The 26,122-nt window shown below is 59.4% G+C and carries 18 protein-coding genes; 15 read left to right on the top strand and 3 right to left on the bottom strand.

Going from position 1 to position 26,122, the window contains the following annotated elements:
• Positions 1-111 precede the first annotated feature (111 nt).
• From PSJE_RS17435 to PSJE_RS30660, 9 genes are all read left to right on the top strand, one after another.
• Positions 112-1,089, top strand: coding sequence for a dipeptidase (locus tag PSJE_RS17435; RefSeq protein WP_032829497.1), 978 nt, complete (start codon positions 112-114; stop codon positions 1,087-1,089).
• 78 nt (positions 1,090-1,167) lie between these two features.
• Positions 1,168-1,698, top strand: a complete 531-nt coding sequence (locus PSJE_RS17430; protein WP_008048169.1) for a DUF5943 domain-containing protein — start codon at positions 1,168-1,170, stop codon at positions 1,696-1,698.
• 15 nt (positions 1,699-1,713) lie between these two features.
• Complete coding sequence (gene dgcA, locus PSJE_RS17425) at positions 1,714-3,774, top strand: dimethylglycine demethylation protein DgcA (RefSeq protein WP_057712990.1); 2,061 nt, start codon at positions 1,714-1,716, stop codon at positions 3,772-3,774.
• A gap of 174 nt (positions 3,775-3,948) precedes the next feature.
• A complete protein-coding gene (dgcB, locus tag PSJE_RS17420; protein ID WP_090451841.1) occupies positions 3,949-5,898 on the top strand; it encodes a dimethylglycine demethylation protein DgcB in 1,950 nt (649 codons plus the stop codon).
• Entirely contained in the window at positions 5,898-7,118 is a 1,221-nt protein-coding gene (etfA, locus tag PSJE_RS17415; RefSeq protein ID WP_057712992.1) for an electron transfer flavoprotein subunit alpha, read from the top strand. Before dgcB ends, etfA begins: the two co-directional genes overlap by 1 nt.
• A 15-nt stretch (positions 7,119-7,133) precedes the next feature.
• On the top strand, positions 7,134-7,904 hold the full coding sequence (etfB, locus tag PSJE_RS17410) for an electron transfer flavoprotein subunit beta (protein ID WP_090451839.1): 771 nt from the start codon (positions 7,134-7,136) through the stop codon (positions 7,902-7,904).
• A 193-nt stretch (positions 7,905-8,097) separates the two neighbouring features.
• Positions 8,098-8,664, top strand: a complete 567-nt coding sequence (locus tag PSJE_RS17405; protein ID WP_057712994.1) for a GNAT family N-acetyltransferase — start codon at positions 8,098-8,100, stop codon at positions 8,662-8,664.
• Between the two features lie 178 nt (positions 8,665-8,842).
• Positions 8,843-10,048, top strand: coding sequence for a retropepsin-like aspartic protease (locus tag PSJE_RS17400; protein WP_224795434.1), 1,206 nt, complete (start codon positions 8,843-8,845; stop codon positions 10,046-10,048).
• An 831-nt stretch (positions 10,049-10,879) separates the two neighbouring features.
• A complete protein-coding gene (locus tag PSJE_RS30660; RefSeq protein ID WP_139212582.1) occupies positions 10,880-13,972 on the top strand; it encodes a hypothetical protein in 3,093 nt (1,030 codons plus the stop codon).
• A 61-nt stretch (positions 13,973-14,033) separates the two neighbouring features.
• Here the strand turns inward: PSJE_RS30660 and gbcA are convergent, their stop codons facing one another.
• Positions 14,034-15,329: a glycine-betaine demethylase subunit GbcA gene (gene gbcA, locus PSJE_RS17390; RefSeq protein ID WP_090451833.1), complete on the bottom strand. Its 1,296-nt coding sequence runs from the start codon at positions 15,327-15,329 to the stop codon at positions 14,034-14,036.
• A 282-nt stretch (positions 15,330-15,611) separates the two neighbouring features.
• Between gbcA and gbcB the strand changes: the two genes are divergently transcribed.
• Positions 15,612-16,712: a glycine-betaine demethylase subunit GbcB gene (gene gbcB / locus PSJE_RS17380; RefSeq protein ID WP_090451831.1), complete on the top strand. Its 1,101-nt coding sequence runs from the start codon at positions 15,612-15,614 to the stop codon at positions 16,710-16,712.
• Positions 16,713-16,840: 128 nt separating this feature from the next.
• On the opposite strand, the gene PSJE_RS17375 is transcribed toward gbcB, so the two are convergent.
• Together PSJE_RS17375 and PSJE_RS17370 are read right to left on the bottom strand one after the other, a co-directional pair.
• Positions 16,841-17,665 carry an SDR family oxidoreductase gene (locus PSJE_RS17375; RefSeq protein ID WP_057712997.1) on the bottom strand — a complete coding sequence of 275 codons (825 nt, stop codon included), beginning with the start codon at positions 17,663-17,665 and terminating at the stop codon, positions 16,841-16,843.
• Positions 17,666-17,858: 193 nt separating this feature from the next.
• Entirely contained in the window at positions 17,859-18,899 is a 1,041-nt protein-coding gene (locus PSJE_RS17370; RefSeq protein ID WP_090451829.1) for a threonine aldolase family protein, read from the bottom strand.
• Between the two features lie 156 nt (positions 18,900-19,055).
• Here PSJE_RS17370 and PSJE_RS17365 point away from each other — a divergent pair, with 156 nt between their 5' ends.
• From PSJE_RS17365 to PSJE_RS17345, 5 genes are all read left to right on the top strand, one after another.
• A complete protein-coding gene (locus tag PSJE_RS17365; protein WP_224795433.1) occupies positions 19,056-19,772 on the top strand; it encodes a TraX family protein in 717 nt (238 codons plus the stop codon).
• A 314-nt stretch (positions 19,773-20,086) separates the two neighbouring features.
• Positions 20,087-21,340, top strand: a complete 1,254-nt coding sequence (glyA, locus tag PSJE_RS17360) for a serine hydroxymethyltransferase (RefSeq protein ID WP_057712999.1) — start codon at positions 20,087-20,089, stop codon at positions 21,338-21,340.
• A gap of 23 nt (positions 21,341-21,363) precedes the next feature.
• Positions 21,364-22,614 carry a sarcosine oxidase subunit beta gene (locus PSJE_RS17355; RefSeq protein ID WP_007947735.1) on the top strand — a complete coding sequence of 417 codons (1,251 nt, stop codon included), beginning with the start codon at positions 21,364-21,366 and terminating at the stop codon, positions 22,612-22,614.
• Between the two features lie 14 nt (positions 22,615-22,628).
• A complete protein-coding gene (locus tag PSJE_RS17350) occupies positions 22,629-22,958 on the top strand; it encodes a sarcosine oxidase subunit delta (protein ID WP_007980417.1) in 330 nt (109 codons plus the stop codon).
• On the top strand, positions 22,955-25,972 hold the full coding sequence (locus PSJE_RS17345) for a sarcosine oxidase subunit alpha (protein WP_090451827.1): 3,018 nt from the start codon (positions 22,955-22,957) through the stop codon (positions 25,970-25,972). The genes PSJE_RS17350 and PSJE_RS17345 overlap by 4 nt, the downstream gene beginning before the upstream one ends.
• The last annotated feature ends 150 nt before the right edge of the window (positions 25,973-26,122 follow it).

Here is a 26,122-nt window from a genome sequence, read left to right as displayed (position 1 = left end):
GCAAACCCCCTGTCGTTTTTGCACCCGGCTGCCCCTGCACCGAGGCATATGCTGGCCCCAAAGCGCCGGCACACGATTCGGCGCATGAATCGCTAACAAGGGGACAGCCTGATGAGCCCAGCCGAATTGCACGCCGACAGCATCGTTATCGACGGGCTGATTATCGCCAAGTGGAACCGTGAACTGTTCGAAGACATGCGCAAGGGCGGTCTGACGGCGGCTAACTGCACCGTGTCGGTGTGGGAGGGCTTTCAGGCCACCGTCAACAACATCGCCGCGAGCCAGAAGCTGATTCGCGAGAACAGCGACCTGGTGATCCCGGTGCGCACCACCGCCGACATCCGTAAAGCCAAGGAGCAGGGCAAGACCGGCATCCTGTTCGGCTTCCAGAACGCTCACGCCTTCGAAGACCAGATCGGCTATGTCGAGGTGTTCAAGCAACTGGGCGTCGGCATTGTGCAGATGTGCTACAACACCCAGAACCTGGTGGGCACCGGTTGCTACGAGCGTGACGGCGGCCTGTCGGGTTTCGGTCGCGAAATCGTCGCCGAGATGAACCGCGTTGGTGTGATGTGCGACCTGTCCCACGTCGGTTCCAAGACTTCCGAAGAAGTCATCCTCGAGTCGAAGAAACCGGTCTGCTACTCCCACTGCCTGCCATCGGGGCTCAAAGAGCACCCGCGCAACAAGTCCGATGAAGAACTGAAGTTCATCGCCGACCACGGCGGCTTTGTCGGCGTGACCATGTTCGCGCCGTTCCTGGCCAAGGGCATCGATTCGACCATCGACGACTACGCCGAAGCCATCGAGTACGTGATGAACATCGTCGGCGAAGACGCCATCGGCATCGGCACCGACTTCACCCAGGGCCATGGCCAGGACTTCTTCGAATACCTGACCCACGACAAGGGCTACGCCCGCCGCCTGACCAGTTTCGGCAAGATCATCAACCCGCTGGGCATCCGCACCGTGGGCGAGTTCCCGAACCTGACCGAGACCCTGCTCAAGCGCGGCCACTCCGAGCGCGTGGTACGCAAGATCATGGGCGAGAACTGGGTCAACGTCTTGAAAGATGTCTGGGGCGAATAAGCCGCCGCACCTCTGAATCCTTTCCCCCGGCCGCCCGTGCCGGGGGCAACACCAAAATTTTTCTGGAGTTAAGTTTCCATGGCCAAGATCGCCCCGCAATTGCCAATCGAAGTCGACAGCGAAACCGGTGTCTGGACCTCCGACGCCCTGCCGATGCTGTACGTGCCGCGCCATTTCTTCGTTAACAACCACATGGGCATCGAGGAAGTGCTGGGCGCTGAAGCCTATGCCGAAATCCTCTACAAGGCCGGCTACAAGTCCGCTTGGCACTGGTGTGAAAAAGAAGCCGAATGCCACGGCCTGGAAGGTGTCGCGGTGTTCGAACACTACATGAAGCGCCTGTCGCAGCGCGGCTGGGGCCTGTTCAAGATCCAGGACATCGACCTCGACAAAGGCACCGCCAGCGTCAAGCTCGAACACTCGGCATTCGTCTACGTGTACGGCAAGGTCGGGCGCAAGGTCGACTACATGTTCACTGGCTGGTTTGCAGGGGCTATGGATCAGATCCTCGCCGCTCGCGGCAGCAAGATCCGCACCGTGGCCGAACAAGTCTACGGTGGCTCCGAAGAGGGCCACGAAGACGGCTTGTTCACCGTCAAGCCGTTGTAAGTCGAGGAACCCGCCATGGCTTTCGAAGCAATGTTCCAGCCGATCCAGATCGGCAAACTGACCATCCGCAACCGCGTGCTCAGCACCGCGCACGCCGAGGTCTATGCCACCGACGGCGGCATGACCACCGACCGGTACGTCAAGTATTACGAAGAGAAAGCCAAGGGCGGTATCGGCCTGGCGATTTGCGGCGGTTCGTCCGTGGTGGCCATCGACAGCCCGCAGGAATGGTGGAGTTCGGTGAACCTGTCCACCGACCGCATCATTCCGCACTTCCAGAATCTTGCCGACGCCATGCACAAGCACGGCGCCAAGATCATGATCCAGATTACCCACATGGGCCGTCGCTCGCGTTGGGACGGCTTCAACTGGCCGACGCTGATGTCGCCGTCGGGCGTGCGCGAGCCGGTGCACCGTGCCACTTGCAAAACCATCGAGCCGGAAGAGATCTGGCGGGTGATCGGTAACTACGCTCAAGCGGCCCGCCGCGCCAAGGCCGGTGGCCTGGACGGTGTCGAACTGTCGGCGGTGCATCAGCACATGATCGACCAGTTCTGGAGCCCACGGGTCAACAAGCGTACCGACGAATGGGGCGGCACCTTCGAAGGCCGCATGAAGTTCGGTCTGGAAGTCTTGAAAGCCGTACGCGCCGAGGTCGGTGACGATTTCTGCGTGGGCATGCGCATCTGCGGTGACGAGTTCCACCCGGATGGTCTATCCCACGAAGACATGAAGCAGATCGCCAAGTATTACGACGATACCGGCATGCTCGACTTCATCGGCGTCGTGGGTTCGGGTTGCGACACCCACAACACCCTGGCCAACGTGATTCCGAACATGAGTTATCCGCCGGAGCCGTTCCTGCATCTGGCTGCCGGTATCAAGGAAGTGGTCAAGGTTCCAGTGCTGCACGCGCAGAACATCAAGGACCCTAACCAGGCCACACGTATCCTGGAAGGCGGTTACGTCGACATGGTCGGCATGACCCGCGCGCACATCGCCGACCCGCACCTGATCGCCAAGATCAAAATGGGCCAGATAGACCAGATCAAACAATGCGTCGGTGCCAACTACTGCATCGACCGTCAGTATCAGGGTCTGGATGTGCTGTGCATTCAGAACGCCGCGACTTCTCGTGAATACATGGGCCTGCCGCACATCATCGAAAAAACCACTGGCGTGAAACGCAAGGTGGTGGTGGTCGGCGCCGGTCCTGCCGGGATGGAAGCCGCCCGCGTGGCCGCCGAGCGTGGCCACGATGTGACCCTGTTCGAGAAAAAGGAATTCATCGGCGGGCAGATCACCACCGCATCGAAAGCCCCGCAACGGGACCAGATCGCCGGTATCACCCGCTGGTATCAACTGGAACTGGCGCGGTTGAAAGTCGACCTGCGCCTGGGCACCGCGGCTGACGCGCCAACCATCATGGACCTGCGTCCGGACGTGGTGGTGCTGGCCGTCGGCGGTCATCCGTTCATCGAGCAGAACGAACACTGGGGCGCGGCTGAAGGCCTGGTGGTCAGCAGCTGGGACATCCTCGATGGCAAGGTGGCACCGGGCAAGAACGTGCTGGTCTACGACACCATTTGCGAGTTCACCGGCATGTCGACCGCCGACTTCCTCGCCGACAAGGGCAGCCAGGTCGAGATCGTGACCGACGACATCAAGCCTGGTGTGGCGATTGGCGGTACGTCGTTCCCGACTTACTACCGCAGCATGTATCCGAAAGAAGTGATCATGACCGGCGACATGATGCTGGAGAAGGTCTACCGCGAAGGCGACAAGCTCGTAGCGGTACTGGAAAACGAATACACCGGCGCCAAAGAGGAGCGGGTGGTTGACCAAGTGGTCGTGGAAAACGGCGTGCGTCCGGACGAAGAAATCTACTACGCGCTGAAGGAAGGCTCGCGCAACAAAGGCCAGATCGACGTCGAAGCCTTGTTCGCGATCAAGCCGCAACCTTGCCTGGAACAGAGCGGCGACGGCTACCTGCTGTTCCGCATCGGCGACTGCGTGGCCCAGCGTAACGTGCACGCGGCGATCTACGACGCGCTGCGGCTGTGCAAGGATTTCTAACGGCTTGCACATAACCCTGTGTAGGAGCGAGCTCGCTCGCGATGAATTTGAAGGCGCCGCGTTCTTCCAGACCGCACGCGTCATCGTTAACGCCCATCGCGAGCAAGCTCGCTCCTACAGGGAGTCGAGCAAGGTATCCAGGTAGTTAAGCCCGAGGTCTTTGGGAGCTTCACCATGTTGAACACCCTTCTTCCAATCCTGTTGTTCGCCGCCCTGGGCCTTGGTGTCCTGGGCGCGTTGCGGCGGGTGGCCATGTGGCGCCGGGGCCGAGCCTCCAAGGTCGACCTGATCGGCGGCCTGTTCGCCATGCCCAAGCGCTACATGGTCGACTTGCACCATGTGGTAGCGCGGGACAAATACATTGCCAACACCCACGTCGCCACGGCTGGCGGTGCGGTGGCGTCCATCGTGCTGGCGATTCTGGTGCATGGTTTCGGCCTGCATAACCGCTTCCTCGGCTATGCGTTGCTGCTGATGTCGGCGGTGATGTTCGTTGGTGCGATCTTCGTTTACCTGCGTCGGCGCAATCCGCCGTCGCGCCTGTCGAAAGGCCCGTGGATGCGCCTGCCGAAAAGCCTGCTGGCGTTTTCGGCCTCGTTCTTCCTGTTGACCCTGCCGGTGGCGGGCATCCTGCCGGAAAATTTCGGTGGCTGGCTGTTGGCGGCGATTCTCGGGGTTGGCGTGTTGTGGGGCGTGTCGGAACTGTTCTTCGGCATGACCTGGGGCGGGCCGATGAAACACGCCTTTGCCGGTGCCCTGCACCTGGCTTGGCACCGCCGCGCCGAACGTTTTGGTGGTGGTCGTTCCACGGGGTTGAAACCGCTGGATCTTAGCGACCTGACCGCGCCACTGGGTGTGGAAAAACCCAAGGATTTCACCTGGAACCAGTTGCTCGGCTTCGACGCCTGCGTGCAGTGCGGTAAATGCGAAGCAGCGTGCCCGGCCTTCGCCGCCGGTCAGCCGCTGAACCCGAAAAAACTGATTCAGGACATGGTCGTCGGCCTGGCCGGTGGCACCGATGCCAAGTTCGCCGGCAGCCCGTATCCAGGCAAAGCCATTGGCGAACACGCGGGCAATCCGCATCAGCCGATCGTCAACGGTCTGGTAGATGCCGAGACGCTGTGGTCGTGCACCACCTGCCGCGCTTGCGTCGAGGAATGCCCGATGATGATCGAGCACGTCGATGCCATCGTCGACATGCGCCGTCATCTGACCCTGGAAAAAGGCGCGACCCCGAACAAGGGTGCCGAAGTCCTGGAAAACCTGATCGCCACCGACAACCCTGGCGGTTTCGCGCCGGGCGGGCGGATGAACTGGGCAGCGGACCTGAACCTCAACCTGCTCGGAGAAAAGAAATCCACCGACGTGCTGTTCTGGGTCGGCGACGGTGCCTTCGACATGCGTAACCAGCGCACCCTGCGCGCCTTCGTCAAAGTGCTCAAGGCGGCGAAAATCGACTTCGCCGTGCTCGGCCTCGAAGAGCGCGACAGCGGTGACGTGGCCCGGCGCCTGGGCGACGAAGCAACCTTCCAGCTGTTGGCCAAGCGCAACATCCAGACCCTGGCCAAATACAGTTTCAACCGTATCGTCACCTGCGATCCGCACAGTTTCCACGTGCTGAAAAACGAGTACGGCGCCTTCGATGGTAACTACCTGGTGCAGCACCACAGCACCTACATGGCGGAAATCATCGATGCTGGCGCGCTCAATCTTGGCCAGCACAAAGGCGATAGCGTGACCTATCACGATCCGTGCTACCTCGGCCGTTACAACGGCGAATACGAGGCACCGCGCCAGGTACTGCGTGCGCTCGGGATTGAAGTGAAAGAAATGCAACGCTCCGGTTTCCGCTCCCGCTGCTGCGGCGGTGGTGGCGGCGCGCCGATCACCGACATCCCTGGCAAGCAACGCATTCCCGACATGCGCATGGAAGACATCCGCGAAACCGGCGCCGAACTGGTGGCCGTGGGTTGTCCACAGTGCACGGCGATGCTCGAAGGCGTGGTCGAACCCAGGCCGCTGATCAAGGACATTGCCGAGCTGGTGGCGGACGCGTTGCTTGAAGACGCCGCGCCGGGAAAGCCTTCGGCACCGGCCAAACGTGAACCTGCGGAGGTGCATTGATGAGTGACATTATCCGCCGCGACCCTCGCGCCGAATGGATCGCCCGCAACCGTCTGCACCCGCTGCACGCGGCCATGCAGCCAGCGCAACACAGCTGGATGGGGCCTAACGGCGTCATCCGCAAGAATCCCCATGGTGTCGGTTTCATTGGCCCCAACGGCATCAAGCGCATTGACCGCAGTGGCGCACAGCAGGGCGGGGCGACCAAACGCTCGGCTGCCGTCGAAGTGCAATTGCCGCTGCATCAGGTGGCCGCGCCAGCGTTTTACATCAGCGTGGTGCCGGACATGGTCGGCGGCCGCTTGAGCAGCCACGACCGCGACCTGCTGGGCCTGGCTCATCAACTGGCCGGCAAGGACGGTGCAGTGCTGGCCGTGGTGTTCGGCGAACACAAGGAAAACGCTTTCGCCACGGCGGGCGTCGACCGCCTGCTGGTGCTGGACGGCGAAGAATTCAGCGGTTATGCACCGGAACAACGGGTCCAGGGCCTGCGGGCTGTGGATAACCAGTTCAGCCCGCATCACTGGTTGCTGCCGGACAGCCGCAGCGGTGGTGGCGAACTCGGCCGACGTTTTGCCGCAGCACTGGGCGAGCGCCCGGCCACGCGGGTCTGGCAAGTCAAGGATCAGGAGTGCATCGGCCGCGCCGGTGCTGGCCTGCAAGACCTTGCCCGTCCGCTGGCGCGACTGATTCTGGCGGCTGCCGAGTGCGCCGAGCCGGTCAGCGAAACCCGTCACGAAGCGCTGCCCGTGGAGTTATCCACAACCGTGGCACGCAGCCTGTCGCGAATCGAAGATCTGGGCGCAGTGGCCGTCGATCCGGCGGCAATCCCCATGGCCGAAGCCGAGTTCATTTTCTCCGGCGGCAATGGGGTCAAGGACTGGGGACTTTTCCACAGGACTGCCGAAGCCCTCGGCGCGACCGAAGGCGCATCGCGGGTGGCGGTGGACGACGGCTTTATGGCTCGCGACCGTCAGGTCGGGGCATCCGGCACCTGGGTCACCGCACGGGTCTATGTGGCGGTGGGGATTTCCGGGGCGATCCAGCACCTGCAAGGCATTGGTGCCTGCGACAAGGTGGTGGCGATCAACCTCGACCCTGGCTGCGACATGATCAAACGGGCCGACCTGTCGGTGATTGGCGAAAGTGCCGAGATTCTTCAAGCCTTGATCGATGCGGTAGCGGCTTACCGCAACGACGCCAAGCGCGATGCGGCTTAAGGGAAGGAAAGGGTTATGAGCACGAAAATCATCAGCCTGGTGTCCATCGGCGCCCACCCGACGTCCGGTCGGCCGCGTCGCGCGGAACAGGATGCGCGGGCGGTGGAACTGGGCCTGCAATTGGCTGGGGATAACTTGCAGGTGCTGCATGCCGGCGACATCACCGAGCCTGCATTGCGTGCGTATCTGGGCATGGGCCTGGAACAACTGCACGTGCTGGAACAACCACAAGGCGCCGACGCGCTGCCGGCGCTGACCGATTATCTGCGCGATGCCGGGGCCCAGGTGGTGTTGACCGGCAGCCAGGCGGAAACCGGCGAAGGATCGGGCATGTTGCCATTCCTCCTCGCTGAAAACCTGGGCTGGCCGCTGGTGGTGGGGTTGGCGCAAGTCGAGTCCATCGATGGCGGTTCGGCGCTGGTGCTGCAAGCGTTGCCGCGTGGTCAGCGTCGTCGCTTGAAGGTTCGCTTGCCGTTCCTGGCGACTGTGGATAACGCCGCGCCCAAGCCACGGCAGAGTGCGTACGGCCCGGCCCGACGCGGCGTGCTGCAGGCACAGGACGTCGAGGTCATCGACGATGAACTGCTCGCGGTCGCCACCCTGCAGCCGGCCAAGCCACGGCCCAAGCGCCTTAAGGTGATCAAGGCCAAGAGCGGCGCCGATCGCATGAAAGCCGCGACGGCCAAGGCCAGCGGTGGTGGTGGGCAAGTGCTCAAAGGCGTTACGGCGCAAGCGGGGGCAGAAGCGATCCTCAAGCTGCTGATTGAGGAAGGTGTGGTCCGCTAACCCGGTTTCAGCACAGATCTCCTGTAGGAGCGAGCCTGCTCGCGATGGTGGTTAACGATGACGCGGGATGTCTGAATGACTGTGGTGTCCTCAGGTTTTTCGCGAGCAGGCTCGCTCCTACAACTTTGATCTTCGGTGAACGCTAACACTGGTCCCACCGGATGCCTGCATTACCAGAATTCACGGGGAAACAATGACAGTTGAATTTCGTTCGGCAGTCCGCGCGGATGCGCGTGAGATTGCGCGGTTGTTCCAGATTTCATCCGAAGGCGCTTCAGACTACATCTGGAGCCAGATCGCGGAGCCCGGCCAGGATCTGTTGGACGTCGGCACCATTCGGTATGCCCGGGACGACGTGGATTTCTCCTACCAGAATTGCCTGATTGCCGAGGCCGGTGGCCAGGTCATTGGCATGATGCACAGCTACGTGATGCGCCACGATCCACTGGCGGTGCCGACGACCGACCCGGTACTGGCGCCTTACGCCGACATGGAAGTGCCCGACACACTCTATATCTCCAGCCTTGCCCTGCACGAGGGCTGGCGCAACAGGGGCCTGGGCGTGCAGTTTCTCGCCCATGCTCAAGAACGTGCCGACCAACTGGGGCTCAATGGCCTGAGCCTGATCGACTATGCCGCCAACACTGGCGCCCGGCGCTTTTACGAGCGGCACGGTTTCGAGATCATCAAAACCTGCCAGGTCACCCCTCATCCCATGATCCGCGTCACCGGTGACGCCTATCTTATGCACAGGCCCTGAGTCTGCGGGGGTTCTAACCAGCGAAGGTTATCCCCAACGCCACGCGCCCTCGTTCCACGTTGACGAGGGCGATGAGCTACAGTTTTCTATGCGCTGATCAAGGGTGCGACACGCTTTAGGGAGTTTTCAGACGTTCAGCGCTGACTCATGAAATCCGGTTTTTATGACTGGCTTGAACATGAAGACTTTCGCTCTTCCGGCGCTTTTTGCATCGACCCTGTGGATATCCACCGGCTTGCTGTCTGCTGTCCCGGCAAACGTGCCCGTGGCTGATCAGGACTTTTATCAATGGCTGGAGACCGGGCAGGGGCGCGACGCGTCCCTGGCGCAGCTACGGCAGCAGTGCGACAAGGTACTGGATGCCGATAAGCACCTCAGCTGTTCAGTGACGGTCCTGGCCAGAATGCTCGAAGCCAAGGCCGCCAACCAAATCCCCGAATACTATCTGGCCATCAAGGGCAAGCATGCCCGGGCGATTGCGGTCGATGCCGACCTGAATGCCCTGTTCTCCATGTTTGGCAGCGAATCACTGGCTATTCTGACGAGGGCTGGCAATTTCTCGGTCAAGGGATCTGCGCGACATGAGGTGCTGCAGCTCCATCCGTATGCCAATGACTTCTACATCGCTGAACAATCGCTGCCATTTATCGAAGTCGGAACGGCCAACGGTGTCTCGGCGCGTTTTGTACTGGACACGGGGGCACCGCAAACCCGGGTCAACATTGAAACTGCGAAACAGTTGGGGATCAGGATGTTGCCCGATGCTCATTATCGCTACAGCACGTTTTATGGCGAAAGGGGCCTGGCCGCGAGGTTGGGAATTCTCGGGTCATTGAGAGTCGGCACCCGTGAGTTCAGGAACGTCCTGGTCTTTGTCAGCGACCGGGATAATTTGTTGGGGCTGGATCTGATCAGCAAGCTGGGGCGCTTGAAGATAACCAGGAGAACACTGGAGCTTAATCCGCCGCCTGCCCGGCGCTGTGATGCGCCAATTGTCTTGAGCCGCCTGGATCTCAACCAACGGCTGGTAGTTGCCGCACAGCTGGATCGTCGGACAACGCAAGCCATCATCGATACGGGAAATGTCGACTACCTGACGGCCGCGTCGCCCGGCAGGCACGTCAGCGTGGCGCAGGCGCTGACACCGGGAGGCTCGAACGTTTACACCGGCGACAATAAGCACTTTCAACGCTTCACCGGCGTATTGGCCCTGCAAGGCGACACCTTGGTGGTCAGCTACAAATACTACCCGGGCTTTACCATCCCGCCGTCGTTGGTGGACGGACAATACGTGCCGTCGATATTACTCGGATGGCGCGCCTTCAAAGACTTTGAATTGAACCTGGATCTCGATTCAGGTCGCTCATGCCTCAATAGAGTCTGAACAGCTTGGACGGTTACCCACAATCCCTGTTGGTGGTTCTGTGGATAACATGTTCGCCCCTCGCTACACCCCATACAAATCAAGCCTTGCATGGCGTCGATCAAAAAACACCCAGCCTGGCTCGTGGTTTTTCCATGCTTTTTCAAGGGGATATGTGCTGCTGCTGATGCAGACTTGCCCCCAATCTCTGTTGGCGCTTCTGTGGATAAGATGTTTGCTATCGGCTGTAAGCCTTGTTAATCGGGCCCTTCAAGGTTTTGATCAATAAATAACCAAATGTGTGTTAATACCCCTCGATGCACACTGAACGCCTTGAAATCTGCTGTCTGGACAGGGTTTTCCACAAGATATGGCGACAGTGCACAAGTTGCCCCCAAAGTCTGTTGGCGCTTCTGTGGATAAGGTGTTCGTCGTCCGCTGGAGGGCACGGATTATCTGTTCTCCAAGCCGTTGGTCAATAAATGATCAGTCGCCTGCAGAATCAACCGCCCTGAGTAAGTCACGCTTTTTCTTCAATTTTTTTGCCGCAAAGGCGCACGTTTCATTCAGTTGTCCCCATCTGCTGTGTGTGGATCTGTGGATAACATGTTGGCATAGGGCCAGGAGACCTGCTGGCTATAACCCTGAGCGGAATTGATCGTATTTTGAACAGGTCGACGGGTTGTTCGTTACTGACATGTCCCTATAAATGCGCAAGCGAAAGTATTAACTGTTCTCAGCAGCGGCGTGCTTGGACAGAAAAGATCTAAAAAGCTGTCATTTATTACAGGTTATGAAAAGAGACAGTCCCACTACCCTCTTAGTCTCGTGAATTCCCCAGTGGAGATCGGTATGGACGACGAAAATAGCCTTCAAAGTGTTGATTCAGACCTTTATGCCTATAGCTTGAATCGCTGGATGACTGATCTTCATTCGTCGATAAAGCATTTGACGCTCGGTGAGCTTAGCCTGGCCAGTGCTCATAATTCGGGGATGGATTACGAGGCCGGGTATTCGAATTCTTATATCACCTGCCAGGATAAGAGTTTTCGCCATCAGCTCGATAATGGTGTACGAGTTTTAGATATCCGGCTTAAGTGGTTTGCGGGCTATGGTGACGTCAACAGAGGGTTGCTGTTCACTCATAACTTGCAGTCGGGTAGAACGTTTGCCGATATGTTGAATGATCTCAATCGCTTTCATGAAGCCAATCCCGGAGAAATAGTCATTCTGGATTTTCATGCATTTTATGTCCAACGCGACGACAGGCCGGTTCCTTACGCGGCCATTCATGCTCATTTCATGCGGCAGTACACCGGACGAATGCTCCCGCGTAGCGCCAGAGAGTTAACCCTCGAACAAATAAAAGCAAGATATCCAGGGCGCAACATGATTGTTGCCGTGCCGCCGGAGGTCTATGAGGGTGGGGCGCGTGACTATACGTACTTCTGGACTAAAATAAAGCATCAGTGGGTAGGTGATGGAGCCGTCAGTGCGGAGCGCCTTTACGGTCATATCGCTGGTGTAATGAATAATCCGCCCTTTAACGATGTGCCCTGGTCGATGACCGCAACAACTTATAGTACTGCTGGTGGGCCGGGAAGTATTATTTCGACACTCCGTCAGTGGTACCCCGTGGGTGGAGATTGGCAGCGCAAAAGCAACATTATCAATTTTGATTTTGTTACGCGTGAAAGTGCGGCGTTTATTCGGCATTGTATTGAAAGCAATATCGGCAAGCCGGTACGTCCTCGGTTGGCTATTTTGAGGCCCTCAGAGGGAGAAATTGTGTTTGGGCCTAGGCTGACCGTGGCAGGAGTTGGAGCACCCGGAGCAATAATTACCCTCAGCGGCGAAGGTGAAGGTGGCATTGAATATGGGGCAGGCGTTGTCGACAATGAAGGAACCTGGGAAATTTCGGTGGTGACACCGCCTCAGGTTTACGAGTTGAGTTGCTGGCAGAAACTGAATGGTCACGGCTCCCATTGGACATCGCCCATTACCATTCGGTACGTAGGAACCCTGTTGTCGCCTGAAATCAGAAATCCTGCCAATGGCAGTATGGTGGGCAACAGAAAACCTGATATTAACGGCCGGGGGGCTGTAGCTGATGCATCGGTTGAGTTCTATGATACGAAGGAGCCGCCCACTTACTACGGCTCTGCACGCGTGGATTCAAATGGAAGTTGGTTCGGAAAAGCTGAGGCGGATTTGCCAGGGCAGGCGTTTTCGTTGCGGTGTTTGCAGCGGCTGGCTGGTGTGACCTCGCCGTTCTCGGAGCCCGTAACATTCACATTCATGAATCCCCCAACCATTCTTGCACCGTCCGACGGCTCAGAATATGTGAGCGTTACAACATTGATACGTGGCGAGGGCGCGTTACCCGGTGCAACAGTATGGTTCCACAGGAGCGGGGATTTTATACTCGACTACGGTAGGGCTGTGGCGGATGAAAATGGTCAGTGGTCAGGCTTCAACAGCAGACAGTTTCCTCTGGGGCAGTTCTCCCTGGCTTGTAGACAGACTTTAAACGGCGTGGGCTCAGAGCCCGCGTCAGTCACATTCAATGTTGGAATTCCTGCTCCAAGCATTCTTGAGCCATCCGAAGGCTCTACTGTGACGACGCCCAGGCCATTGATCAGCGGCAACGGAGCGCTGCCTGGCGCAACGGTTGTGTTCTACAGGAGTGGGACCAGTTCACCTGTTTACGGTTCGGCAGCGGCGGGTGCTGATGGGGCGTGGATTGGAAACACAATTATTGATTTAACCGGGCCGCAATTTTCCCTGAGCTGTGTACAGCAGCTAAACGGAGTCAGGTCAGAGCCCTCGACCCCCGTGACATTCAATCTTGGAATTCCTGCTCCAAGGATACTCATGCCCATCGATGGTTCCACTGTAGAAACCCCCAAGCCTTGGATAAGCGGAGAGGGTAAACCAGGCGCGACGGTTTTGTTTTACAAAAGTGGTACTTCTACACCCTTATATGGTCAGGCAACGGTAGGGTTGGATGGGCAGTGGGGCGGGGAGCCCAGTATCAGTTTCCCGGGGCGGCAATTCTCCTTGGGATGTATCCAGCGTCTTGAGGGTGTCACCTCTTCATTCTCGGAACCTACCCGATTAACTATCAACCTGCCACTGATGCCTAAAATCTTAACGCCTGCTTATAACTCACAAGTGACAGCTATTCCATTGATTAGTGGGGAAGATGGTATACTCGGTGCAATAGTTCATTTTTTCGAAATACGCGATGGCAGTCTTATTCCTTGCGGTCAGGTCGATGTCAACGCAGATGGGCGATGGGCTAGTTTTTCTGCTACAACCTTTCCGCCTGGAAAAGTTACCTTAACCTGTTATCAAGTATTAAATGGCATTCGATCTGCGTATTGTCCATCAATCACGTTCAATGTCTTGGATAAACCACTACCACCTAAAGATCTTACAGTGGTGCCTGGTATGGTTTCGGCGAAATTTGAATGGCAAAATTCCAGCCCAGGCGTAGTCTCCTCTCAGTACTATATCGGTAATGATGCATCGCCAATATCTTCACTTCAAAACAGTGTAGTGATTGATAGTTTGAATTCGGACGAGACTTATACATTTTATGTTCGCTCTGTAGCTTGGGATCTCAAGTTATCCGATTACGCAAGCATTACGTTTAAGACTTCCAGTGGCGGCGGCAGTGAACCCGTTAATTTCCGAATAACTGCTAATGGTAATCGCAGTGTCTCTTTTGCCTGGGATCTTCCCGTGGAAGGGGCTGATAATGTAACTGGTTACGTTTTCAAGGTTTTCATTGTGGAGTCTGAAACTCAATTAGGGACTACAAGAACGTTCACTCTTGAAAATTTGATTCCCCTCATTCCCATTGCAGTTGGTGTCAGATGCAAGTTTGTAAATGGCACCGAATCAGATTGGGTTAGATTGCCCGTTCATCCCCAGCCCTGAAAGAAATGAGGCCCGTGTATCGAGTGGTACACAGGCCTCAACCGATTCAACTCTTCTAGTGTTAGCCGCTAACCGGAACCCCTTTGAGATACGGCGCAGGCTCGGCCCCGAGGTTGTTCAACAGCCGCTCGCTGTACCAATCCACAAAATTCACCACACCAAACTCATAGGTCTTGGAATACGGACCCGGCTGATAAGCAGTGGAGTTGATGCCGCGCTGGTTTTCTTCGGCCAGGCGACGGTCCTGGTCGTTGGTGGCGTCCCAGACCTGGCGCATGCGCTCCACGTCGTAGTCCACGCCTTCGACCGCGTCCTTGTGCACGATCCACTTGGTGGTGACCATGGTTTCCTGGGCGCTGATCGGCCACACGGTGAACACGATGATGTGGTCGCCCATGCAGTGGTTCCAGGAGTGCGGCAGGTGCAGGATGCGCATCGAGCCCAGGTCTGGGTTCTTGATGCGACCCATCAGCTTGGCGCAGCCCTGCTTGCCGTCCATGGTCATCGACACGGTGCCCTTGAGCAGCGGCATGCGCACGATGCGGTTGCGCAGGCCGAAGCTGGCGTGGGCGTAAGGGATTTTCTCGGCTTCCCAGGCAGCGGCGGAGGCGGCTACGTGGTCCTTGAAGGCCTGGTCGGCGCGCGGGTCGGTGACGTCGTCCCACTCCAGCAGGGTTTTCAACAGTTCCGGGTGCGACGCGTTGCAGTGGTAGCACTCGCGGTTGTTTTCCAGCACCAGTTTCCAGTTGGCCTTTTCCATCAAGGTGGTTTGCACCGCCACCTTGGTGTTCTCCATGTCGTACGGTTCCATGTAGTGGTTGAGCGTCGACAGGAAGTCATCGATGGCCGGCGGGTTCTCCGCCAGGCTGATGAAGATGTAGCCGCCGGCGGTCTTCACGTTCACCGGCTTGAGGCCGTACTGGTTCATGTCGAAGTCGGCGCCCATTTCGGTGCCGGCGAACAGCAGGCGGCCGTCGAGTTCGTAGGTCCACTGGTGATAGTGGCAAACCAGCTTGGCGACCTTGCCCTTGTCGCTGGTGCACAGGCGCGAGCCACGGTGGCGGCAGACGTTGTGGAACGCGTGCACCACGCCTTCGGCGCCACGGATCACGATGATCGGGTTCTTGCCGATCTGCAGGGTCAGGTAGTTGCCCTTGGTAGGGATCTCGCAGGTCATGCCAGCGATCAACCACTCTTTCTGAAAGATTTCCTGCATGTCGATATCAAACAGGCGCTCGTCGGAGTAAAACGGCTGCGGCAGCGAGAACGTGCGCTCGCGCTCTTGCAGCATCTGCGCGGTGGCCTTGCGTGCGGGTTCCAGCGGATCGCCCAGGCTCAGGGTAGTAGTGACGTCCATCGTGTATTTCCTCAAGGCCATCTGCGTGGCCGCGAAAGTGGCTGATCAGGGTTGCTACGCAAGGTGTAAAGAATGTGTCTTGGTATGGGGCGAGTGTGGGGCCGGCGCAGGCCAGAACCTTATCCATGGGCGACATGGTGCAATCTGTTCCCGACGCGCAAGCCCCAGTCGTTGGGGGCTGGTCGCGATAAGCATGTCAATGTCGCAGATAGGTAAATGGGTGATCTGCGCTATACGCAGAATCGCCAACATGAAGGCCGGCAGTCGGCCGTGGAGATCAGCATGTCCAATAGTTTCCTGAATCCGGTAACCACCCAGACCTGGGCCAATGGTCGGCACATCGTCCGTTGCGTCAAAGTCATCCAGGAAACCTGGGATGTGCGCACCTTCTGCTTCATGGCCGATCAGCCGATCATGTTCTTCTTCAAACCGGGGCAGTTTGTCACCCTGGAGCTGGAGATTGAAGGCCAGCCGATCATGCGTTCGTACACCATTTCCAGCTCGCCATCGGTGCCGTACAGCTTTTCGGTGACCATCAAGCGCGTACCGGGTGGCAAGGTCTCCAACTGGCTGCACGACACCCTGCACGAAGGCCAGGAGCTGGCGGTGCACGGACCGGTCGGGCTGTTCAATGCCATGGACTTCACCGCGCCAAAGGTGCTTTACCTCAGCGGCGGCGTCGGTATCACGCCGGTCATGTCCATGGCGCGCTGGTTCTACGACACCAACGGCAATGTCGACATGGTGTTTATCCACAGCGCCCGTTCGCCCAAGGACATCATTTACCACCGTGAGCTGGAACACATGGCGTCGCGGATCGACAACTTCAGCCTGCACCTGATCTGCGAGAAGCACGGTATGGGTGAGCCCTGGGCCGGTTATCGCGGTTACCTGAACCACAGAATGCTTGAATTGATGGCGCCTGACTTCCTTGAGCGCGAAGTGTTCTGCTGCGGCCCGACACCGTATATGAATGCGGTCAAGCGCTTGCTGGAAGCCGCTGGCTTCGACATGTCGCGTTATCACGAAGAATCCTTCGGTGCGACCCCGCCAGAGGCGCGCGCCGACGCCGTGGAACACGCCGAGCAAGCGGCCGAGGCACCGGAAGTCGACGTGGCGGATCTGCACCAGGTGGAGTTCACGGCGTCCGGCAAGAGCATCCGTGTGGCCCCGGGCGAGACCGTGCATGCGGCGGCGGCCAAGGTCGGCCTGATGATTCCGAAAGCGTGCGGCATGGGTATCTGCGGCACCTGCAAGGTGTTGAAGCTGGGTGGTGAAGTGGAAATGGACCACAACGGCGGGATCACCGAGGAAGACGAAGCAGAAGGGTTCATTCTTTCGTGCTGCAGTGTGCCTAAAGGCGACGTGCGCATCGAATTCTAATGGTTGCGCAATAGTCCCTGTAGGAGCGAGCCTGCTCGCGATGGACGTCAACGATAACGCTGACAACCTGACCCCCGCGGTGTTCTCAGGTTCATCGCGAGCAGGCTCGCTCCTACAGGGGAGGGTGTTTAGTCGATAAACAAGTCGGTCATCAGCTTGTCGTTGCTGTCCGGCGCGAACCGATAGTGTTCGAACTCCGTCACACCGCTTTCCCGCAGAATCTCCTCATCGATCAGCAAACGCCCGGTCAGGCTGCGGTTTGCGCTGCTCAGAATCACATGCGCCGCATCCGCCATGATCGCAGGCAGGCGCGCATGCTTGAACGATTCCCTCGACCCCAACTGAAACTCGATGGCAGCGGTGGCGATCATCGTCTGTGGCCATAGCGAGTTGACGCTGATCCCGTAATTCCTGAATTCCTCGCTCATGCCCAGGGTCAGCATGCTCATGCCGTACTTGGTCACGGTATAGGGGCTGTATTGCGCGAACCACTTGGCGGCCAGGTTCAGCGGCGGCGAGAGGTTGAGGATATGGCCGCTGGACTTCTTCAGGTACGGCAACGCAGCCTGGCTGCACAGCAATACGGCGCGGGTGTTGATCTGGTGCATCAGGTCAAAGCGCTTGAGTTCGAGGTGTTGAACCCCGGTGAGCTTGATCGCCCCGGCATTGTTGATCAGTGCATCGATGCCACCGAAATGTTCGTTGGCCTGGGCCAGGGCCTGATGCACGGCATCTTCATCGCGCACATCCACTTGCAGGGCCAGTGCCTTGCCACCTGCGGCTTCGACTTCCTGGGCCACGCTGAAAATCGTGCCCGGCAGCTTGGGGTGGGGGGCGGCGCTTTTGGCGGCGATCACAATGTTGGCCCCGTCGCGCGCGGCGCGCAGCGCAATCTCGCGACCAATGCCGCGGCTGGCGCCGGTGATGAACAGGGTTTTGCCTTGCAATGACATGCGTACGCTCCTGATTGTTGTTATGTGAGCAAAGGCTCGACAAACAATGTAGACGAAGTCTTCAGGTGCGAACGTAGAGGTGGGTACACCCTGTAGGAGCGAGCTTGCTCGCGATAGCGGAGTGTCAGTCGACATCAATGCTGGATGTGCTGACCTCATCGCGAGCAAGCTCGCTCCCACAGGGTTTAGAGTGTTAGTGAGACATCACTTCGCGAATGTCCTTCGCCAATTCACGCACGCGCTCTTGCTCGGTGTCCCACGAGCACATGAAGCGTGCGCCGCCGTTGCCGATGAAAGTGTAGAAACGCCAGCCCTTGGCGGTCAGTGCGGCGATGGCCGGTTCCGACAGTTGCAGGAACACGCCGTTGGCCTGTACCGGGAACATCAGCTCCACGCCGGGGATGTCGCTGACCAGTTCGGCCAGCAATTGCGCGCAGTGGTTGGCGTGGTTGGCGTATTTGAGCCAGGCGTCGTTTTCCAGGATCCCGACCCACGGCGCCGACAGGAAGCGCATTTTTGAAGCAAGCTGTCCGGCCTGTTTGCAGCGGTAATCGAAGTCTTCGGCCAGTTTGTGGTTGAAGAACAGAATCGCCTCGCCCACGGCCATGCCGTTTTTCGTGCCGCCGAAGCACAGCACGTCGACGCCGGCCTTCCAGGTCAGGTCAGCCGGGGTGCAGCCGAGGAAGGCGCAGGCGTTGGAGAATCGTGCGCCGTCCATGTGCAGGTTCAGGCCCAGTTCCTTGCAGGTGGCGCTGATGGCGCGGATTTCGTCCGGGGTGTAGACGCTGCCGACTTCGGTGGCCTGGGTCAGGGTCACCACACGGGGTTTCGGGTAGTGGATGTCCTGGCGCTTGAGCGCGACCTCGCGGATCGATTCCGGGGTCAACTTGCCGTTTTCAGTACGGGCGATCAGCAGTTTGGAGCCGTTGGAGAAGAATTCCGGGGCGCCGCATTCGTCGGTTTCGACGTGGGCGGTTTCCGAGCAGATCACGCTGTGGTAACTCTGGCACAACGACGACAGCGCCAGCGAGTTGGCGGCGGTGCCGTTGAAGGCAAAAAACACTTCGCAGTCGGTTTCGAACAGTTTGCGGAATCCGTCGGAGGCGCGGGCGGTCCATTCGTCGTCGCCGTATGCGCGCTGGTGGCCGTGGTTGGCCTGCTCCATGGCGGCCCAGGCTTCAGGGCAGATGCCGGAATAGTTGTCGCTGGCGAATTGTTGGCTCTTGTCGGTCATGGCCTGCTTCCGTGGTCGAGATGCCTATGGTGAAGCGTCCCGTGGTCAATGAGGGTGCGCACTGTACCCAAGATCGTCAGGTGGAGCGCACAGGATGTCGCTGTCGGGAACATACACAGTCGAAGGGCAATTATGCACGTGACGATGCACAAGGCCATGCACTTAAAGCAGCGCGACGGGGCACTGGATCTGCTCAAGTGGTTGGCGCTTTTAAGCATGGTGCTCGATCACCTGCGATATGTCGGTTATTCCGCCGATCTGTTGTATGTGCCGGGGCGGCTGGCATTCCCGTGGTTCTGCCTGGCGATGGCGGCCAATCTGTCACGAAAGCCTGTTCTGGTGGACGGTGGGCAATGGCGCTATCTGGGCTGGTTGTTGCTGTTTAGCGCGGTGAGTGAAATTCCTTACCGGATGTATATTCACAATCCCGACACCTTGAACGTGCTGCCCACCCTTGCCCTGGGCTTGCTGGTGATTCGTGGCTGGCAGCAGCCGGTGCTTGCGTCGCGCCTGCTGGCCGTCGGCGCGTTGCTGCTGGCAGGGTTTTTCTCCCAGCGATTGATGTTCGGTTTCTTTGGCGTTCTGTTGCCGCTGGCGATGCTGCCGGTACTGCAACGGCCCTGGTATTTCGCGCTGTTGGCGGGGTTGGTATGCCTGGCGGCCAATCAGTGGCAGGTGCTGTATTACGCCACTCGCCTGGGCAATGTCGCGGCAATTCCGGCCATCGTCACGTGCCTGATTGCGCCATGGCTCGGGCTGTTCTTATTGCGACATGCAAAGGGCGTAAAACCACCACCGATGCGGCGCTGGGCGTATGCGCTCTATCCCTTGCATTTTCTGCTGTTGCTCGCAGTGCGACAGGTTATCGCCTGACCCTGCTTTTGTGGCGAGGGGGCTTGCCCCCGTTGGGCTGCGTAGCGGCCCCAAACGCTTAAAAGGCAGTTTTTCAGATAAACCGCACCTGCTGAAACTGCGACTGCTTCGCAGCCGAACGGGGGCAAGCCCCCTCGCCACAGAGATATCCTCAGGCCAGCCTTTTCTTCCCATGTCGTAAACGCACCTTTGCGTGGCGCCCGTAGGCATTTGACGACTCCAAGCCAGTCATACCATCGCTACCAAAGGGCACTGCCGAAAAGCCAGTGCCTCACCGAGACGAATGGCGCACCGCCGCCGCTGGGAGAGACGCGATGTTCAGCAAGCAAGACCAGATCCAGGGTTACGACGATGCACTGCTGGCGGCGATGAATGCCGAGGAGCAACGTCAGGAAGATCACATCGAGCTGATCGCGTCAGAGAACTACACCAGCAAACGCGTCATGGAAGCGCAAGGCAGTGGCCTGACCAACAAATACGCCGAAGGTTATCCGGGCAAGCGCTACTACGGTGGCTGCGAACACGTCGACAAGGTTGAGGCGCTGGCCATCGAGCGCGCCAAGCAACTGTTCGGTGCCGATTACGCCAACGTCCAGCCGCACTCCGGTTCCTCGGCCAACAGCGCCGTGTACCTGGCCCTGCTGCAAGCCGGCGACACCATTCTCGGCATGAGCCTGGCCCACGGCGGCCACCTGACCCACGGCGCCAAAGTGTCGTCCTCGGGCAAGCTGTACAACGCCGTGCAGTACGGCATCGATACCAACACCGGCCTGATCGATTACGACGAAGTCGAGCGTCTGGCCGTCGAGCACAAGCCGAAGATGATCGTCGCCGGCTTCTCGGCTTACTCCAAGACCCTCGACTTCCCGCGCTTCCGCCAGATCGCCGACAAGGTCGGTGCACTGCTGTTCGTCGACATGGCCCACGTGGCTGGTCTGGTTGCCGCTGGTCTGTACCCGAACCCGCTGCCTTACGCCGATGTGGTCACCACGACTACCCACAAGACCCTGCGCGGTCCACGTGGCGGCCTGATCCTGGCCAAGTCCAACGAAGAAATCGAGAAGAAGCTCAACGCAGCAGTTTTCCCCGGTGCCCAGGGCGGCCCGCTGATGCACGTGATCGCCGGTAAGGCGGTGTGCTTCAAGGAAGCGCTGGAGCCTGGCTTCAAGGCTTATCAACAGCAAGTGATCGACAACGCCCAGGCCATGGCCGGCGTGTTTATCAAACGCGGCTACGATGTAGTGTCCGGCGGTACCGACAACCACCTGTTCCTGGTCAGCCTGATCCGTCAGGGCCTCACCGGCAAAGAGGCGGATGCAGCACTCGGTCGCGCCCACATCACTGTGAACAAGAACGCTGTCCCGAACGATCCACAGTCGCCGTTCGTGACCTCTGGCCTGCGCATCGGCACCCCGGCGGTCACCACTCGCGGCTTCAAGGTGACCCAGTGCGTCACGCTGGCCGGCTGGATCTGCGACATCCTCGACAACCTCGGCGACGCCGATGTCGAGGCCAATGTCGCCGAGCAAGTGGCAGCCCTGTGCGCGGACTTCCCGGTTTATCGCTGAGTGCGGTTTTGGAGTAAATGACTATGCAACGCTACTCGGGCTTCGGCCTCTTCAAACACTCTCTCAGCCATCATGAAAACTGGCAGAAAATGTGGCGCACGCCGACCCCTAAAAAGGTCTACGACGTGGTCATCGTCGGTGGTGGCGGGCATGGTCTGGCCACGGCCTACTATCTGGCCAAGGAACACGGCATCACCAACGTGGCCGTGGTCGAGAAAGGCTGGCTGGGCGGCGGTAACACCGCGCGCAACACCACCATCGTTCGCTCCAACTACCTGTGGGACGAGTCGGCGCACCTGTACGAACACGCGATGAAACTGTGGGAAGGCCTGTCCCAGGACCTCAACTACAACGTGATGTTCTCCCAGCGCGGCGTCTACAACCTGTGCCACACCCTGCAGGACATTCGTGATTCCGAGCGTCGGGTCAGCGCCAACCGCCTCAACGGCGTGGACGGTGAACTGCTCGATGCCAAGCAGGTTGCCGACGAGATTCCGTACCTCGACTGCTCCAAGAACACCCGCTACCCGGTGATGGGCGCCACCGTCCAGCGTCGCGGCGGCGTGGCCCGTCACGATGCCGTGGCCTGGGGCTTTGCCCGGGCCGCCGACGCCCTCGGCGTGGACTTGATCCAGCAGACCGAAGTGATCGGTTTCCGCAAGGAAAACGGCGTGTGCATCGGCGTTGAAACCAACAAGGGCTTCATCGGCGCCAAGCGCGTCGGCGTAGTGACCGCCGGTAACTCCGGGCACATGGCCAAGCTCGCCGGTTTCCGCCTGCCGATCGAATCCCACCCGCTGCAAGCGCTGGTGTCCGAGCCGATCAAGCCGATTATCGACAGCGTGATCATGTCCAACGCCGTACACGGTTACATCAGCCAGTCCGACAAGGGCGACCTGGTGATCGGCGCCGGTATCGACGGCTACAACGGCTACGGCCAGCGTGGTTCGTACCCGGTGATCGAACACACCATCCAGGCCATCGTCGAGATGTTCCCGGTGCTGTCGCGGGTACGCATGAACCGTCAGTGGGGCGGCATCGTCGACACCACGCCGGATGCCTGCCCGATCATTTCGAAAACTCCGGTACCGAACATGTTCTTCAACTGCGGTTGGGGCACCGGTGGCTTCAAGGCTACACCTGGCTCGGGCAACGTATTTGCCGCAAGCCTGGCCAAGGGTGAAATGCACCCACTGGCTGCACCTTTCTCCATCGACCGTTTCCACAACGGTGCGTTGATCGACGAACACGGCGCTGCTGCGGTTGCCCACTAACAGGAGAAATCCCCATGTTGCATATCTTCTGTCCTCACTGCGGCGAACTGCGCTCCGAAGAGGAATTCCATGCATCCGGCCAGGCGCACATCCCGCGCCCACTGGATCCGAACAGCTGCACCGACGAGGAGTGGGGCGACTACATGTTCTTCCGCGATAACCCGCGCGGTCTGCACCACGAGCTGTGGGATCACGTCGCCGGTTGCCGTCAGTACTTCAACGTCACCCGCGACACCGTGACCTACGAGATTCTCGAAACCTACAAGATCGGCACCAAGCCACAATTCACCGACAAGACCGATAGCCCGAAAGCGGCCAGCACGGCTCTGGGAGAGAAGGTATGAGCCAGATCAATCGCCTGTCCAATGGCGGACGGATCGACCGCAACAAAGTCTTGACCTTCACCTTCAACGGCCAGAACTACAAAGGCTTCGAAGGCGATTCCCTGGCCGCTGCACTGCTGGCCAACGGCGTCGATATCATCGGTCGCAGCTTCAAGTATTCCCGTCCGCGCGGTATCTTCGCCGCCGGTGCCGAAGAGCCGAACGCGGTACTGCAGATCGGCGCCACCGAAGCCACGCAGATCCCGAACGTGCGTGCCACGCAACAGGCGCTGTATCAAGGCCTGGTCGCCACCAGCACCAACGGCTGGCCGAGCGTGAACAACGACATGATGGGGATTCTCGGCAAGGTCGGCGGCAAGCTGATGCCACCGGGCTTCTACTACAAAACCTTCATGTACCCGCAATCGTTCTGGATGACCTACGAGAAGTACATTCGTAAGGCCGCCGGTCTTGGTCGCTCGCCGACCGAAAACGATCCGGACACCTACGACTACATGAACCAGCACTGCGACGTGCTGATCGTCGGTGCTGGCCCTGCTGGTCTGGCGGCTGCCCTGGCGGCTGCGCGCAGCGGTGCCCGGGTGATCCTCGCCGATGAACAGGAAGAGTTCGGCGGCAGCCTGCTCGATTCACGCGAAAGCCTCGACGGCAAGCCTGCGATGGAGTGGGTGGCCAGCGTCATCGACGAGCTGAAGAACACCCCGGACGTGCTGCTGTTGCCGCGCGCCACCGTCAACGGCTACCACGACCACAACTTCCTGACCATTCACGAGCGCCTGACCGATCACCTCGGCGACCGCGCACCGATTGGCCAGGTGCGTCAGCGCATTCACCGGGTCCGCGCCAATCGCGTGGTACTGGCAACCGGCGCTCACGAGCGTCCATTGGTCTACGGCAACAACGACGTGCCGGGCAACATGCTCGCCGGCGCCATCTCGACCTACGTGCGTCGTTACGGCGTGGCACCGGGCAAGAAGCTGGTGCTGTCGACCAACAACGACCACGCCTACCGCGTTGCCCTGGATTGGCTCGATGCCAGCCTGCAAGTGGTGGCCATCGCCGACGCCCGCAGCAATCCGCGTGGTGCGCTGGTGGAAGAAGCCCGCGCCAAAGGCATCCGCATCCTCACCGGCAGTGCCGTGATCGAGGCTCGTGGCAGCAAGCACGTGACCGCTGCCCGTGTGGCCGCCATCGACGTCAAGGCCCACACCGTGACCAGCCCTGGCGAATGGCTCGACTGCGACGTGGTTGCCAGCTCCGGTGGCTACAGCCCGGTGGTTCACTTGGCTTCGCACCTGGGTGGCAAGCCGATCTGGCGTGAAGACATCCTCGGTTTCGTACCGGGCGAAGCACCGCAGAAACGCGTGTGCGTCGGTGGCATCAACGGCGTCTACGGCCTTGGCGATTCCCTGGCCGACGGTTTTGAAGGTGGCGCTCGCGCCGCTGCTGAAGCCGGATTCCAGACGGTTGAAGGCGTACTGCCGAAAGCCCTGAGCCGTCTCGAAGAGCCGACCCTGGCGCTGTTCCAGGTGCCCCATGAAAAGAGCACCGCACGGGCACCGAAGCAATTCGTCGACTTGCAAAACGATGTCACCGCCGCCGCCATCGAACTGGCGACCCGCGAGGGCTTCGAGTCGGTCGAGCACGTCAAGCGCTACACCGCACTGGGCTTCGGCACCGATCAGGGCAAGCTCGGCAACGTCAACGGCCTGGCCATCGCTGCCCGCTCGCTGAACGTGACCATCCCGCAGATGGGCACCACCATGTTCCGTCCGAACTACACGCCGGTGACTTTCGGCGCCGTGGCCGGTCGTCACTGTGGGCACATCTTCGAGCCGGTGCGTTACACCGCACTGCATCAATGGCACCTGAAAAACGGCGCCGAGTTCGAAGACGTCGGCCAGTGGAAGCGTCCTTGGTACTTCCCGAAATCCGGTGAAGACCTGCATGCCGCGGTGAAGCGCGAATGCAAAGCCGTGCGCGACAGCGTCGGCCTGCTCGATGCTTCGACCCTGGGCAAGATCGACATCCAGGGCCCGGATGCGCGTGAGTTCCTCAACCGCGTCTACACCAACGCCTGGACCAAGCTCGATGTGGGCAAGGCCCGTTACGGCCTGATGTGCAAAGAAGACGGCATGGTCTTCGACGACGGCGTGACGGCTTGCCTGGCCGACAACCATTTCGTCATGACCACCACCACCGGCGGCGCGGCTCGTGTGCTGCAGTGGCTGGAGCTGTACCACCAGACCGAATGGCCGGACATGAAGGTGTACTTCACCTCCGTCACCGACCACTGGGCGACCATGACCCTGTCCGGGCCGAACAGCCGCAAGCTGCTTGCTGAAGTCACCGACATCGACCTGAGCAGCGAAGCCTTCCCGTTCATGACCTGGAAAGAAGGTCTGGTCGGTGGTGTGCCGGCGCGGGTGTTCCGGATTTCGTTTACCGGTGAACTGTCGTACGAAGTCAACGTGCAAGCCGACTACGCCATGGGCGTGCTGGAAAAAATCGTCGACGCCGGCAAGAAGTACAACCTGACGCCGTACGGCACCGAAACCATGCACGTGCTGCGGGCCGAGAAGGGCTTCATCATCGTCGGTCAGGACACTGACAGCTCGATGACCCCGGACGACCTGAACATGGGCTGGTGTGTCGGTCGCACCAAACCGTTCTCGTGGATCGGCTGGCGTGGCATGAACCGTGAAGACTGCGTGCGTGATCAGCGCAAGCAACTGGTTGGCCTGAAACCGATCGATCCGACCAAATGGCTGCCGGAAGGTGCGCAACTGGTGTTCAACACCAAGCAAGCCATCCCGATGACCATGGTGGGTCACGTGACTTCCAGTTACCTGCACAACTCCCTGGGCTATTCGTTCGCCATGGGCGTAGTCAAGGGCGGCCTGAACCGCATGGGCGAGCGTGTCTTCGCGCCATTGGCGGACGGCAGCGTGATCGAGGCGGAAATCGTTTCTTCGGTGTTCTTTGATCCGAAAGGCGAACGCCAGAACGTGTAAAGGCTTCGGGTCCTGTGGGGTGTGAGCTGCCGCCATCGCGAGCAAGCTCGCTCCCACAGGAGATCGCCTAACCCCTGTGGGAGCGAGCTTGCTCGCGATGGCGATAGAACAGCCACCACAAGGGCCAGAACCAACAGAATTCAAAACAGG

It is taken from the genome of Pseudomonas jessenii, assembly GCF_002236115.1.
Taxonomy (GTDB): Bacteria; Pseudomonadota; Gammaproteobacteria; order Pseudomonadales; family Pseudomonadaceae; genus Aquipseudomonas; species Aquipseudomonas jessenii.
This window is presented reverse-complemented; position numbering and strand designations above follow the sequence as displayed.

Bases quoted from the DNA above. Each gene is read 5' to 3' on its own strand.
- PSJE_RS17405 (WP_057712994.1), top strand. From the start codon at position 8,098: ATGACAGTTGAATTTCGTTCGGCAGTCCGCGCGGATGCGCGTGAGATT.
- dgcA (WP_057712990.1), top strand. From the start codon at position 1,714: ATGGCTTTCGAAGCAATGTTCCAGCCGATCCAGATCGGCAAACTGACC.
- etfA (WP_057712992.1), top strand. From the start codon at position 5,898: ATGAGTGACATTATCCGCCGCGACCCTCGCGCCGAATGGATCGCCCGC.
- PSJE_RS17355 (WP_007947735.1), top strand. From the start codon at position 21,364: ATGCAACGCTACTCGGGCTTCGGCCTCTTCAAACACTCTCTCAGCCAT.
- PSJE_RS17430 (WP_008048169.1), top strand. From the start codon at position 1,168: ATGGCCAAGATCGCCCCGCAATTGCCAATCGAAGTCGACAGCGAAACC.
- PSJE_RS17375 (WP_057712997.1), bottom strand. From the start codon at position 17,665: ATGTCATTGCAAGGCAAAACCCTGTTCATCACCGGCGCCAGCCGCGGC.
- PSJE_RS17435 (WP_032829497.1), top strand. From the start codon at position 112: ATGAGCCCAGCCGAATTGCACGCCGACAGCATCGTTATCGACGGGCTG.
- PSJE_RS30660 (WP_139212582.1), top strand. From the start codon at position 10,880: ATGGACGACGAAAATAGCCTTCAAAGTGTTGATTCAGACCTTTATGCC.
- dgcB (WP_090451841.1), top strand. From the start codon at position 3,949: ATGTTGAACACCCTTCTTCCAATCCTGTTGTTCGCCGCCCTGGGCCTT.
- glyA (WP_057712999.1), top strand. From the start codon at position 20,087: ATGTTCAGCAAGCAAGACCAGATCCAGGGTTACGACGATGCACTGCTG.
- PSJE_RS17365 (WP_224795433.1), top strand. From the start codon at position 19,056: ATGCACTTAAAGCAGCGCGACGGGGCACTGGATCTGCTCAAGTGGTTG.
- PSJE_RS17400 (WP_224795434.1), top strand. From the start codon at position 8,843: ATGAAGACTTTCGCTCTTCCGGCGCTTTTTGCATCGACCCTGTGGATA.
- gbcA (WP_090451833.1), bottom strand. From the start codon at position 15,329: ATGGACGTCACTACTACCCTGAGCCTGGGCGATCCGCTGGAACCCGCA.
- gbcB (WP_090451831.1), top strand. From the start codon at position 15,612: ATGTCCAATAGTTTCCTGAATCCGGTAACCACCCAGACCTGGGCCAAT.
- etfB (WP_090451839.1), top strand. From the start codon at position 7,134: ATGAGCACGAAAATCATCAGCCTGGTGTCCATCGGCGCCCACCCGACG.
- PSJE_RS17350 (WP_007980417.1), top strand. From the start codon at position 22,629: ATGTTGCATATCTTCTGTCCTCACTGCGGCGAACTGCGCTCCGAAGAG.
- PSJE_RS17345 (WP_090451827.1), top strand. From the start codon at position 22,955: ATGAGCCAGATCAATCGCCTGTCCAATGGCGGACGGATCGACCGCAAC.
- PSJE_RS17370 (WP_090451829.1), bottom strand. From the start codon at position 18,899: ATGACCGACAAGAGCCAACAATTCGCCAGCGACAACTATTCCGGCATC.